11 protein-coding genes are annotated in these 13050 nt (G+C 75.3%); 2 read left to right on the top strand and 9 right to left on the bottom strand.

Annotation, left to right across the window (positions count from 1 at the left end; all coding sequences use genetic code 11):
- Positions 1 to 393: 393 nt before the first annotated feature.
- On the bottom strand, positions 394 to 1362 hold the full coding sequence (locus tag ACF9IK_RS01245) for an aldo/keto reductase (protein WP_395292374.1): 969 nt from the start codon (positions 1360 to 1362) through the stop codon (positions 394 to 396).
- Positions 1363 to 1632: 270 nt separating this feature from the next.
- A complete protein-coding gene (locus ACF9IK_RS01240) occupies positions 1633 to 2838 on the bottom strand; it encodes an MFS transporter (RefSeq protein ID WP_395292373.1) in 1206 nt (401 codons plus the stop codon).
- Between the two features lie 152 nt (positions 2839 to 2990).
- On the opposite strand from ACF9IK_RS01240, the gene ACF9IK_RS01235 reads away from it, so the two are divergent.
- Entirely contained in the window at positions 2991 to 3464 is a 474-nt protein-coding gene (locus ACF9IK_RS01235) for a MarR family winged helix-turn-helix transcriptional regulator (protein WP_395292372.1), read from the top strand.
- Between the two features lie 221 nt (positions 3465 to 3685).
- On the opposite strand, the gene ACF9IK_RS01230 is transcribed toward ACF9IK_RS01235, so the two are convergent.
- The 7 genes from ACF9IK_RS01230 to ACF9IK_RS01200 form a co-directional block, all read right to left on the bottom strand.
- Positions 3686 to 4921 (bottom strand): cytochrome P450, encoded by a 1236-nt coding sequence (locus ACF9IK_RS01230; protein ID WP_395292371.1) that lies wholly within the window; start codon positions 4919 to 4921, stop codon positions 3686 to 3688.
- A gap of 83 nt (positions 4922 to 5004) precedes the next feature.
- Complete coding sequence (locus ACF9IK_RS01225) at positions 5005 to 6399, bottom strand: NAD(P)/FAD-dependent oxidoreductase (protein ID WP_395298432.1); 1395 nt, start codon at positions 6397 to 6399, stop codon at positions 5005 to 5007.
- Positions 6396 to 6659 (bottom strand): ferredoxin, encoded by a 264-nt coding sequence (locus ACF9IK_RS01220; RefSeq protein WP_395292370.1) that lies wholly within the window; start codon positions 6657 to 6659, stop codon positions 6396 to 6398. Before ACF9IK_RS01220 ends, ACF9IK_RS01225 begins: the two co-directional genes overlap by 4 nt.
- Before the next feature lie 280 nt (positions 6660 to 6939).
- Positions 6940 to 9060, bottom strand: a complete 2121-nt coding sequence (locus ACF9IK_RS01215; protein ID WP_395292369.1) for a hypothetical protein — start codon at positions 9058 to 9060, stop codon at positions 6940 to 6942.
- A 77-nt stretch (positions 9061 to 9137) separates the two neighbouring features.
- Complete coding sequence (locus ACF9IK_RS01210) at positions 9138 to 9791, bottom strand: hypothetical protein (RefSeq protein ID WP_395292368.1); 654 nt, start codon at positions 9789 to 9791, stop codon at positions 9138 to 9140.
- Positions 9792 to 9874: 83 nt separating this feature from the next.
- Positions 9875 to 10453 (bottom strand): hypothetical protein, encoded by a 579-nt coding sequence (locus ACF9IK_RS01205; RefSeq protein WP_395292367.1) that lies wholly within the window; start codon positions 10451 to 10453, stop codon positions 9875 to 9877.
- A gap of 414 nt (positions 10454 to 10867) precedes the next feature.
- Positions 10868 to 11905 (bottom strand): GlxA family transcriptional regulator, encoded by a 1038-nt coding sequence (locus ACF9IK_RS01200; protein WP_395298431.1) that lies wholly within the window; start codon positions 11903 to 11905, stop codon positions 10868 to 10870.
- A 195-nt stretch (positions 11906 to 12100) separates the two neighbouring features.
- Here ACF9IK_RS01200 and ACF9IK_RS01195 point away from each other — a divergent pair, with 195 nt between their 5' ends.
- Complete coding sequence (locus tag ACF9IK_RS01195) at positions 12101 to 13024, top strand: NADP-dependent oxidoreductase (protein WP_395292366.1); 924 nt, start codon at positions 12101 to 12103, stop codon at positions 13022 to 13024.
- Positions 13025 to 13050 lie beyond the last annotated feature (26 nt).

The following is a 13050-nucleotide window of genomic DNA, read 5'->3' as shown; positions in this document are numbered from 1 at the left end:
CCGTCCTCCGCCGTGAACTCGTCTTCGGAGGGGCCGGGACAAGGGTGAGGTCGAAGATCAGGTTGTCGGCCCGCGCCTTGACGATCACCACGCCCGTGTTCCCCACCTTCGTGATGGCCTCGTCGCCCAGGCCGACCACGTGGTGGAGCAGCCGGGAGCTGCCGGGAGCTGCCGGGACCAAGCTCGCGGCCAGCCCCCTGCACAGGAGCGGGATCAGCACGGTCAGCAGGAGGCCGCGGGTGACGTCGGCCGCCGGAGGCGACGCGGGGCGGCGGGCACCGCGAACACGAGCCCGAGAGCGGACAGCGGAGCCAGCGGCGCACCCGCCTCCCACAGAGGGAGCTCCGCATCAGAACCCGGGCCCGGACAGCCCGAGGGCCCGGCCGGCGAACGTCAGAACGCCGGCGTCCGGCCGGGGGTGTAGTGCTGCTCCAGGGCCGCGGTTTCGGCCTCGTCGAGCCGGACGTCCACGGCGGCCGCCGCGTCGTCGAGGTGGGCGGGGCGGGTCGCCCCGATGACGGGTGCGGCGACGGCCGGGTTGCCGAGGACCCACGCGAGCGCGATCCGGGCCATCGGGACCTCACGCTCCTGCGCGACCTGCCGGACGGCGTCGACGACGGGACGCTCGACGCCGTCGAGGAACCGCTGCCCGATGGGATCGCTCGCCGAGCGGCCGGTGACCTGCCCGTACGGCCGGGCCAGGTGTCCCTTGGCGAGCGGGCACCACGGCAGGCTGGAGACACCCTGCTCCGCGAGCAGCGGGAACAGCTCCCCTTCGTCCTCGCGCTGGACGAGGCTGTACTGGTTCTGCATCGACACGAACCCGGTGTGTCCGCGCCGCGCGGCGGCGTCCTGCATCGCGGCGAACTGCTGCGCCCGCATGGACGAGGCGCCGATGTACCGGGCCTTCCCGGCCGCTACCACCTCGTGGAGGGCCGCCATCGTCTCCTCGACGGGGGTCGTCGGGTCGAAGCGGTGGACCTGGTAGAGATCGACGTAGTCCGTGCCGAGGCGTGCCAGGGACGCGTCGATCTGACGCAGGATCGCCTTGCGCGAGAGCCCCGACCCTTCGGGGCCGTCGTGCATCGGCAGCCCCACCTTGGTGGCGATGACGACGTCCTCGCGCCGGGTGTACCGCTTCACCGCGCGGCCGACGGCCTCCTCCGAGGTGCCGCCGGCGTACACGTTGGCGGTGTCCCACAGGGTGATGCCCAGTTCGACGGCGCGCCGGAACAGCGGTGCCGCGGCCTCCTCGTCCAGGGCCCAGGGGTTGACCCCCTGCTTCGGGTCCCCGAAGCCCATGCAGCCGAGCGCGATCCGGCTGACCTGCAGCTCGGTGCCCCCGAGCGGAACGTACTTCATCGCCGGCCTCCCGACAGCGGGTGCGGGCCGGCCTCGCGGGCCGGTGCCGGTGCCACGGGCCTGTTCCCGTACGGGTTCCTCTTCGTCATGACCACCACTCTCACGCCGCGGCCGCGGCACAACCAGACCGCGCCCGGACTGGCCCCCGCGGGGCCACCCTCCCCGCCCCCGGCCCCCGGCCCCCGGTCCCCGGGGCTCGGTCGAGTCGGGGGCGGGGCGGCGGCGGTGCTCGTGGCGGTGCTTTCCGGGGGAGAGGGGGGAAGGGGAGGTTCAGTGGTGGACGGGGACCGGAGCGGGGCGGCCGACGGTGTCCTGCGCGGCCGCGCCGGCGGGGGTGCGGCGCTCCAGGACGGCGGACCAGAGGGCGAGGGCGAGGGCGGAGGCGGCGAGCAGGGCGCCGACCCAGTTCGGGGCGGTGTAGCCGAGGCCGGCGGAGATGACGGTCCCGCCGAGCCAGGCCGCCAGCGCGTTGCCGAGGTTGAACGCGCCGATGTTGACGGCCGAGGCCAGGGTGGGGGCGCCGTGCGCCTGGTCGAGGACGCGCTTCTGCAGCGGCGGGACGGTGGCGAAGCCGAGCCCGCCCACCAGCAGCACGGTCACCGCGGCGAGGACCTTGTGGTGGGCGGTGAGGGTGAACAGCGCCAGCACGAGGGCGAGCCCGCCGAGCGTGACGTACAGCAGCGGCATCAGCCTGCGGTCGGCGAACCTGCCGCCGATCAGGTTGCCCAGGAACATGCCGACGCCGAACAGCACCAGCAGCCAGGTGACCGCGCCGTCGGAGTAGCCGGCGACGTGGGTCATCATCGGGGCGATGTAGGTGATCGCGGCGAAGACGCCGCCGAAGCCGAGGACGGTCATCGCCATCGCGAGCAGCACCTGCGGGTTGCGGAACGCGCTCAGTTCCCGGCGCAGGTGGGCGCCCTGCGGGCGCGGCACGGCGGGTACCAGCTCGGCGATGCCGAGCAGGCCGACCACGCCGAGCGCGGCGACGCCGGCGAAGGTGGTGCGCCAGCCGAAGGTCTGGCCCAGGAAGGTCCCCAGCGGCACGCCGACGATGTTGGCGACGGTGAGGCCGGTGAACATGGTGGCGATGGCGCCGGCCTTCTTCTGCGGGGCGACCAGGTCGGCGGCGACGACCGAGCCGATGCCGAAGAACGCGCCGTGGGCGAGTGAGGCCACGATGCGCCCGGCGAGCATCACACCGAGGCTCGGTGCGAGCGCGGAGAGCAGGTTGCCGACGGTGAACAGGCCCATCAGCAGCATCAGCATCGTCTTGCGGCCGGTTCTGGTGCCGAGCACCGTCATCAGCGGTGCGCCGAGGACGACGCCGACGGCGTAGCCGGTGACGAGGAGACCGGCGCTGGGGATGGACACGCCGTAGTCGCCGGCGATCTCGGGCAGCAGGCCCATGACGACGAACTCGGTGGTGCCGATCCCGAAGGCTCCGATGGCCAGGGCGAGGAGCGCGAGGGGCATGACGCGACCTTCCATGCGATTGCTACTGCGTCTTACGTGCTTCGACAGTAGTTGCACACGCGTCATATTGTCCATCGCGGTTATTTCTGGGCGGGGCGTATCCTGGACTCCTGTCGTCCCCGGACGCCGTTCCCGGAAGGAGGTCCGCGCCCATGACCGCCACGGACCCCGCGCTGACCGCCCTCGCCAACGGCTGGGCGGCCCTCTCCCTCCTGCACGGCCGGATCGAGGCGCACATCGAGCGGGCCCTGCAGTCCCGGCACGGGCTGAGCGTGCGCGAGTACGCGCTGCTCGACGTGCTCAGCCGCCAGCACGACGGTGTGGGCGGGCACCTGCAGATGAACCAGGTCGCCGACGCGGTCGTCCTCAGCAAGAGCGCCACCACCCGCCTGGTCACCCGGCTGGAGGATCGCGGCCTGCTCGCCCGCTACCTGTGCCCCACCGACCGCCGCGGCATCTACACCGACGTGAGCCCGACGGGCCTGGAACTGCTGGAACAGGCCCGGCCGACCAACGACGCCGCCCTGCGGGAGGCGCTCGACGACGCCGCCCGCAACCCCGAGCTGGCCCCCATGGTCAAGGCCGTCGAAGCGGCGGATCCCCCGCCCGCGCTCCCGCGGGCCTGAGTGCGATCACCCGACCGGACACCGAGGCGCGCCCGACGTCCCCACCGGGCCTGACGCACGGTCAGAAGTTTCTGCGGCGCCGGCCGCAACGCCGGCGAGCAACGCCGGGACAGGCCCACCGGGTGCGCACACGCCCAGGAATTCGCCGGACACGACCGGCCTGCAGCAGGACATCGGCATCGTGGTGCGCCGCTCCGCCGGCGACGGCCACACCGGGCCTCCTACGGCCGCACGCCGTCGATCGCGATCCGCAGCTGACGAGGCCCCCGCAGCACCGCGTTGGTGCGGTACGGCGGCGGATCCTCCACCAGCCGCGGCCGCTCCAGCCGGCGGGCCAGCTCCGCCAGCGCCAGCTGCGCCTCCAGCCGGGCCAGCGGCGCCCCGAAACAGCTGTGGATGCCGCTGCCCAGGCCCAGGTGCTGGTTGTCCACCCGGTCGGGGTCGAAGCGGTCCGGGTCCGCGAACCGCTCCGGGTCCCGGTTGCCGGAGGCCACCATCAGCCAGAGCGAGGCCCCCTTGGGGATGGTCGTGCCGGCGACCTCGATGTCGGTGATCGGCGTGCGGCCGGGCAGCATCTGCACCGGCGGCTCGTACCGCAACAGCTCCTCCACCAGCGGCGCCGCCAGCCGCGCGTCGGCGCGCAGCCGCTCCAGCACCTCCGGGTGGCGCAGCAGGGTGAGCATGCCGTTGGTGATCAGGTTGACCGTCGTCTCGTGGCCGGCGATGAGCAGCAGCGCGGCGGTGCTGAGCACCTCCATGTTGCTCATCCGGCCCTCGGGGGCGTCGCCGGAGGCGAGTTGGGAGAGCATGTCGGTGCCGGGCGACTTGCGGCGCTCCTCGACCAGGCCGTTCAGGTAGAGGCCGAGCTCGATGCGGGCCTGCTGGGCGACGCGGTCGCGCTCGGTGACGTCCTGGCCGGGCTGCGGGTCCAGGGAGGCGACGAGGACGTCGGCCCAGCCGTGGAAGCGGCTCTCGTCCTCGCGGGGGACGCCCAGCAGACGGCAGATCACGGTCACCGGGAACGGGTAGGAGAAGCGCTCGACCAGGTCGATCTCGTCGCCGTCCAGGGCGTCGGTGAGGCCGCTGACGATGGTCTGCAGCTCGCCGCGCATGCCGTCGATGCGGCGGGGGCTGTGCGGCGGGCCGAAGGGGCGGTTGGTGATGGCCCGCAGCCGGTCGTGCTCGGGCGGGTCCAGACGCAGGAAGTTCGGCGGCAGCGTCCCGCTCTCGTCGCCGCCCTCCTGCCCGGGCAGCTCCGCGGGAGCCGTCCGGTTGCGGCGCTCGGAGCTGATCCGCGGATCGTGCAGCAGTGCGCGCACCGCGTGGTAGCCGCCGACGACGTACGGGCCGGTCTCGTCGTGGTGGACCGGCTTCTCGCGCAGCCGCGCGTACAGCGGGTACGGGTCGTGGCGGTTGGAGTAGTCGGTGATCTGCTGCAGCAGCGTGGGGTCGCTCATCGGGGGTCCTCGGGTTCGTGGGGCACCGCGCGCGCCGCGTGGGGCGCCGGTCACCGTGCGCGTCGCGTGGCGCCGGGCGCCGGTCAGGCCCGGCCGGGGGTGAAGCTGACGGTGCGGTCGGCCGGGGAGTAGCCGCTGACGCTGACCGTGGGGCCGTGCGTGGGCACGGACGGGTCGGGGAAGGCGGCCGGGCGCGGCTCGCCGCCCTCCTTGGGCCGGTCCATGGTCGGGAACGGCGGGGGGAACGGCGCGGTGCGCTCGATCAGGTCCTCGTAGAACTGGAGCCAGCGGCCGTGGTCGAAGGTGACCGCGCCGATCACCCGCCCCTGGTGCCCGTACACGGCGGTGAAGCGCCGCTCGGCGAGCGACCCCTGGGTGACCACGATCTCCTCACCCATCGACGGCACCCCGACGGACTTGATGTTCACCCCGAACTGGGAGGACCAGAACGCCGGCACCCACAGGTGCGGCAGCCGCTGCGGACCAGCGTTGATCATGTTGTGTGCGGCGATCTCCGCCTGCGCGACGGCGTTGCCCCAGTGCTCCAGGGAGAGGAACTGGTAGCCGAACAGCGGGTGCGGCGACCGCGCCACGTCCCCGGCCACGAACACGTCGTCGGTGACGATGCCGCGCACGTCGAACGCCCGGCAGCCGGCGTCGCAGGCGATCCCGCGCGGGCCGGCGCCCAGCCCCGAACCGGCGAGCCAGTCGGTGTTGCGGATCGCCCCGAGCGAGACGACCACGACGTCCGCCTCGACGGTCGTGCCGTCCGACAGGGCCGCGGAGCGGACCCGCCCCGACGCGTCCCCCTCCAGCGCCGTGACGGTGACCGAGCACCGCAGGTCGACCCCGGCGTCGAGGTGCATCCGCGAGGCCACGTCGCCGATCACCCCGCCCAGCGCGCCCACCAGCGGAGCCGACCCGCGCTCGGCCACGGTGACGGGCAGGCCGCGCTCCCGGCACGCGGAGGCGATCTCCGAACCGGTGAACCCGGCCCCGATCACCAGCACCCGGCGCGGCCCCGCCTCCAGCCGGCGCCCCAGCGCGGCCGCGTCGTCGCGCCCGCGCAGCACGAACACGCCGTCCAGAGCGGCCTGCGCCTCGAACGGCCAGGGCCGGGCCCGCACCCCGGTCGCGATCAGCAGCCGGTCGTACTCCACCTCGTCGCCGTCGGCCAGCCGCACCCGGTGCGCGGCCATGTCCAGCCCGGTCGCCGCGTTGCCCAGCCGCCAGTGCGCGTCCACCTCACGCCGGCGCGGCAGCGCGGTCCGCTCGGCGGACGCCAGGCCCAGCAGCACCTGCTTGGACAGCGGAGGCCGGTCGTACGGGCCGTACGGTTCGTCGCCGATCACCGTCAGCGACCCCGTGAAGCCCCCGTCCCGCAGCGTCTCCGCCGCCCGCAGCCCGGCCAGGGAGGCGCCCACGATCACGATGCGGCCCTCACGCCGCAGCTGCTCCAGCCAGCCGTCCCGGTTCACCACCCACCACCCCCGTGGCCGCCGGTGCCGTCGGCGAGCGCGCCGGCGGGCAGCGTGTGCTGCCCGTCCTCCCCGTCGTCGACGAGGATCGCCTGCACCGGACAGGCCGCGACCGCCTGCGCGAGACGCTCCCGTTGCTCGGCCCCGGCCTGCGGGACGTAGAGCAGCGCCTCGTCCCCGTGCATCCGGAAGACGTCGGGCGCCAGGAACGCGCACTGCGCGTACCCCTGGCAACGATTGAGATCAACGACCACCCTCACCGGGGCACCACCCTCACCAACGCGGTCACCGTCCACGTCAGCCTCCGCCACCCCGCCCACCCCCGCCCGCCGAAGCACCCCCATCGAGTGACCCGGCCGGGCGCCACACGGGGCGGCGACCCTCGCCCACGGGCACGGCGCCGAGCTGCGCTCCGCGCGCAGCGCACGCGAGGGCGTCGCCGTCCCGGCATCCACGGCCCCCGGCCGGTGCGCCCCGCCCGGGGCTGCGGCCGGCGGGACGAGGTGGCGCCGCTCGTCCCACCGGACGACACACCGCGGCTCAGCGACCACCCCGGTCGCTCACGACTGCGGCGAGGGCGGCCAGGGCCGTTGCCGTGGTGAAGACGCGCTGGTGGTCGAGGTGGACTGGGCCGGCGTCGGCGACGGTCCACGGCCGGTGGACGGCCGGCGCGGTCAGCCGCAGATGGGCCGACGCCGGCCAGGAACCGTCGCCGTCCTGACGCTCCATCAGGTCGCCGAGCACGTCGTGCGGTGCCGCGGCGCCCAGGGCGAGCCGGCAACGCAGCAGCAGCGCGGACTCGAACGCGCCGTCCGGCACGTAGCGGCGCACCGCCCCGCGCGTCGGCGCGAGTACGCGTGCGAGGGTCCCGCCCGCGAGGTGCGAACGGGCCGGGCCGGTCAGGAAGTCGAGGGAGAGGGCCGTCGGGTAGAGGGGGGTGAGCCACCAGTACGGACACCACAGGCCGTCGTCACCACGCTGCCCCAGGAGCCACGCCGTGGCGCCGGACCCGCCCGAGCCGAGCGCCTCGACCGCCACGCCGGTCACGTCGGCGGTCGGCGCGTTCCACGCCAGGCCGGGCAGCGACCCCGGGGGATACGTCGCGACACCGCCGCCCGGGTGCCGGCAGCGCCGCAGCAGGGCCAGGGCTCCGGACGGGACGGGCAGGCCGCGCGAGCGCAGCGCCCGCACCGCCAGCGCGGTGGAGTCCGCGTCGTCCTCACAGGTCCCGTTGTAACCCCACCCTCCCCCCGGTGTGCGCGCGGACCGCAGCCACCCGAGCGCGGCGCGCTCGGCGACGGCCACGGGGCCGCCGCGAAGCCGGGCGGGCAGGTCGCCCAGCCGGCTCAGGACATAGGCCGTCACCCACGTGTCCGCCACCCCCACGGGCAGCCGGTAGTCGCTCCAACGGCCTCCGCACTGCGCCCCGTTCAGCCACCGCAGGCCGCCCCGGACGGCGGCGACCACGTCCGCGGCCGCCGGCCCCACAGGACACCGCGGCCCCGACACGCCCGGGGCCGCGGGAGCCCGGGACGGCAACGCCGAAGCGGGCGGCGGCGGTTCGAGGTAGACGTTGACGTGCCGCGACCCGTCGGGCTCGTAGCCGAGCCCGACGTAGCGGACCACGTCGCTGCGCCCCTCCGCCGGCGCCGCAGCGCCCAGGGCGGACCAGGCGGCGTCGAGCCCGGCGGGATCGAGGCCCAGCCGACCGAGGAGCCGCGCCGTCCCCCGCACGACCGGCGCATCACCCGAAGTCCACCGGGTGACGGCGAGATCGGTCTTGAGGGTGAACACACCGTCGGCGGGGTGCGCTTCGAGGGTCAGGACGAACGCCCCGTCGGGGTAGGCGGCCCGGTCCGGCTGCGGAAAGGCGTCGAGCAGCTCGCGCACGGCCGGCAGGTGGGTCTGCGCCCCCAGCGCCGTGTACCAGCGCTGCAGCCAGGCCGCCGTCACGCCCTCCGACCGGAAGTACGCCTTGACCCGGCCCGGCTCGCCCTCCGGGGTGATGTCGACGGCGAGGGCCACCGGCCACGACCGGTCCGACACCTGCGACGACAGCTCGCACAGCCGCTCCAGGCAGCGCTCGCGCCCCAGGGACCTGAGCACCCATCCGATCCGCCGCCACCGGTCGAGCGGCCGGTCCCGGCGGAGGTTGAGGTAGGGCTTGAGCGCGACGGCCCCGCCCGCCGCGCCGACCCCCGTCCACAGCGCGCTGCGCCAGTGCGCCGGCCAGTTCCGCTCGTCCGGCAGGACGGCGGGCAGGACCTGCGCCGTGAACCAGTGCGGGACGCCGGGCAGGCCGAGGACGCGGCAGGCCCGGCCGAGCCGGTCCAGCGACACGTCCAGCCGCTCGCGGGCCGACGTCCCCGGCGTGCCGGACTCGCACAGGAACCGCACGGACGGCGCCCGCGCGGCGCCGAAGCAGGCCGACCACTGGAACGGCAGACCGTTGGCGTTGATCCGGGACAGGCCCGGGTACACGTCGGCGGTCGCGCGGTCGAGCGACTCCCGGGTCAGGACGTCGAACACGGCGCCGAGCCGCGCGGTCGTCGTACGGGGGAGGCGGGCAGCCGCCGAGAGCGACCGCAGCTGCCCGCCGACCAGCCGGTCCAGCCGGTCCGGCCGGTCCGGCCGGGCTGTCGTGGAGATCAGGGCCGGCATGGCCCTCCCGTCGGGTCGGCGGACTCGTCCGTCAGGGCACCCGCCCGTCAGGGGGCTCACTCTTCGGGGCCCGACCGTCAGGGGACCCGCTCGATGATCTCGATGGAGCCGTCCACGCCCCGCAGACCGGAGGAACCGGTCTGGCCGGTGGCCCCGGGAGCACCCTGGGCGCCCGCGTTGTTCCCCGTACCCGGGTCGCCGCCGATCCCGCCGGCACCGGCGGCACCGCCGAGCCCGCCGGGGCCGCCGGCCGCGGTGCCGTTCACCGTCCCGGTCGTGATGGTGTCGGCGACGATGGTGATGTTGCCGCCGCTGCCGCCGTCACCCCCGTCCCCGCCCCGCCCGCCCACAGCTCCCCGGCCGCCGTTGCCGCCGTCGCCGAGCGCGTCGCCCTCGTCCGCGGGCTCCCCGCCGTCCCCGCCCCGGCCGCCGTCCCCGCCCCGCCCTCCGTCGCCGCCGCGGCCCCCACGGCCCCCGCTGGTGTTGACGTGGACGCCGACGACGAAGTCCTCGACCTCCAGGACGATGTTGCTGCCGTTGCGGCCTTCGCCGCCGGTGCCGCCGTCGGCCCCGGACTCGCCGGTGCCACCGGTGCCACCGTCCCCCGGATCGTCGTCGCCGTTCCAGTGGTTGACGCCGGCCCGGCCGACCTGACCGGTCGCGCCGCCCGCCCCGGCGGTGCCGGGCAGTCCGTCGACGCCGTCGTCACCGGGTGCGTTGATGTCGGGCATGGTTGCCCCTTTCCTCGGGTGTCCAGTCGTGTGGGTGGGGGCGGGCCGACCGCCCGCCGAATGTCGCAGGTCCGGCTACGCGGCTACGAACCGTCGACCGAGACGGCGCTGATCTTCACGCTGCCCCGGCAGACGATGCGCCCGCTGCCGTGCATCCGGATGCGCTGCGCCGTGAGCGCGTGGGTGTTGGCCGACAGCGTGAGCGTCGCGCCGTCGGCGATGTCGATGTCCCCGGCGGTGAAGACGGAGATGACCGGCTTCACCTCCAGCAGCCACTGGTCGATGATCGGGCGCCACTGCTTCAACGGCGCCGTGTTGGCCGTGTGGACGTACTCACGGGCGGCCAGATAGGCCAGGCGACGCGCCTCGGCACGGGCGTTCGGATCCTTGACCTTCAGGTCCTCCGGACGCAGCAGACGCTTGGTCAGCTCCGGCACGCGGGCGGCCAGCAGGTTCTCGGCGCGGCTGTCGGGCACGTTGACGGGGCCGAGGAGTCTGCGCACCTCGTCGATCGACTGCGGCCGCACCTGGCGGTAGCCGGAGGCGAACCGCGGGGAGTCCGGCGAGAGCACGAGCTTCTCGTTCGCCTCCAGCCGCAGGGCCTGCGGCGGGGCGGCGGCGCCGTCGGGGTCGCCGAACGACGCGCTGGTGGGTGACGTCATGAGGGTCCTCCCTCGTGGGGTTTCAGACGTGGCCGCGGCCCGGGCCGGGGATCGGGGCCCGCGCCGCCCGCCCGCCCGGGACGATGCCCGCCCGGGACGATGCCGCCCGCGCCTGCAGCGGCCGCTGGGCCGTGGCCACAGCCAGCATGGACCCGTTCGTCTCCGAACGCAGCGCCGGACGCCACCGGGACCGCCCCCGGCCGGGCAGCCCCACCCTCGCCGGACCCGGCCCGCACAGGCCCCGCCCCGCGCTGCGCCGGGCTCAGGAACCGGCCCCCGCAGGCGCTTCCGCACCCCGGACCGGGGCCGCACCACCGCCGCCGGCAGGAGCCCCGCGCCGCTGCTCCTCGCGAGTGACGGACGGCCGGACCGGCCGGAGGAGCGCCTGCACCGCCCCGCGGGCCCGCCCCGGGATCAGCCGGACGCGGCGACCGGCTCCTGGGGGCTGAAGGTGCGGCGGTAGGCGGCGGGGGAGACTCCGAAGGCCGTCCTCATGTGTGCGCGCAGGGAGTTCGCGGTGCCGAAGCCGCAGCGGTGGGCGACCAGGTCGATCGACAGGTCGGTGGTCTCCAGCAACTGCTTGGCCATTTCCAGACGTTGGGCGGTGAGCCACTGCACCGGGGTCATCCCGGCCTCGTCGCGGAAGCGCCGGGTGAAGGAGCGCAGGCTCATCCGGGCGTGTTCGGCGAGCCGGGTGAGGGGCAGCGGCTCGCCGAGGTGCTCCAGTGCCCAGGCGCGGGTGGCGGTGGTGCTGGCGACGGTGGGTTCGGGCACCGGGCGGTCGATGTACTGGGCCTGACCGCCGTCGCGCCAGGGCGGCACGACGCACATGCGGGCGGCCCGGTTGGCGACGGCGGCGCCGTGGTCGCGGCGGATCACGTGCAGGCACAGGTCGACGCCGGCGGCCACGCCGGCGGAGGTGAGCACGTCGCCGTCGTCGACGAAGAGGACCTCCTCGTCGACCTTGACCCGGGGGTAGGCGCGGCGGAACTCCGGGGCGAGGTTCCAGTGGGTGGTGGCCGGCCGGCCGTCGAGCAGCCCGGCGGCGGCGAGCACGTAGGAGCCGGAGCAGATGGACACCAGCCGGGTGCCGGGCCGGATGCCGGCGATGGCCGCGCCGACCTCGGGGGGCAAGGGGCCGCCGCGGCCCAGCTCGGGCATGGCGTGCGTGGGCGGCACGATCACGGTGTCCGCGGCGGCCAGGGCCTCGGGGCCGGCGGCCGGCTGGACGGTGAAGCCGGCGTCGCTCAGGACGGGGGCGCCGTCGGCGGTGCAGACCACGACGTCGTAGAGCGGGCGGCCCCCGGAGTCCTGTGCGCTGCCGAAGACCCGGGAGGGGATTCCGAGCTCGAAGGGCGGAACCCCGGGCAGGGCGAGCACGGCGATCCGGTGCCGGCGCGGCGGCGCCTCCACCGCGCGCTCCCGCCCGTCCGCCACCGCTGCCACCTGCATGCTGCCCATGGCCGGATCCTGTCACAGAGTGGCCAAACGGCCAACACTGCGGCGGCCGGGGATGTCGGATCGTGGACTGCGCCGCCGGGGCAGCCCGGCGCCGTACGGATCGGAACGGAACGTACGGGAACGAGCCTTACGGGAACGAGCCGTACGGCCCGCAACGGCATCGGAACGAAAGACGAGGCGGACAGCATGCGAGCGGTGGTCGTGGAGCAGTGGGGCGGGCCGGAGAACCTGGTCGAGCGCGAGGTGGAGCGCCCCGAGCCGGGCCTGAACGAGGTCCTGGTGCGCGTGCACGCGGCCGGCGTGAACCCGGTGGACTGGAAGACCCGGGCCAGCGGCGCCCTGATCGAGTGGGGCACCGTGCCGGTGGTCGGCTGGGACGTCTCCGGCACGGTCGAGGCCGTCGGGCCGGGCGTGGGAGTGTTCCGCCCCGGCGACGAGGTCTTCGGGATGCCGCTGTTCCCGCGCCAGGCCGGCGGCTACGCCGAGTACGTGGTGGCGCCGGCCCGGCACCTCGCCCCCAAGCCCGCGGGCCTGACCCACGCGGAGGCGGCGGCACTGCCGCTGGCCGCACTGACCGCCTGGCAGGCCCTGGTGGACGCGGCCGACGTGCGTCCGGGGGAGCGGGTCCTGGTGCACGCGGCGGCCGGTGGGGTCGGCCACTTCGCGGTGCAGATCGCCAAGGCCCGCGGCGCGTACGTCATCGGCACGGCCAGCGCCGGCAAGCACGACCTGGTGCGGGCGCTGGGCGCCGACGAGGTGGTCGACTACCGCGCCGTGCGGTTCGAGGACGCCGTCTCCGACGTCGACGTGGTCCTGGACGGGCTCGGCGGCGAGACGGCCGCGCGCTCCCTGAAGGTGCTCCGCCCCGGCGGCCGCCTGATCACCCTGCCCGGACCGGACGACGTCCCCGCCGCCCAGGACGGTGTGCGGGCCGCCTGGGTCCTGGTCGAGCCGGACCACCTGGGTCTGCGGGAGATCGCCGCCCTGGTCGAGCGGGGCGCACTCAAGCCCGTGGTCGAGACGGTCCTGCCGCTCGCGGACGCCGCCAAGGCCCACGAACTCGGCGAGCAGGGCCGCACCACCGGCAAGATCGTCCTCACGGTCGCCTGAACCCGGGACGGGAGCCGGCCTCCGGC

Source organism: Kitasatospora hibisci, assembly GCF_043950205.1.
Taxonomy (GTDB): Bacteria; Actinomycetota; Actinomycetes; order Streptomycetales; family Streptomycetaceae; genus Kitasatospora; species Kitasatospora hibisci.
This window is presented reverse-complemented; position numbering and strand designations above follow the sequence as displayed.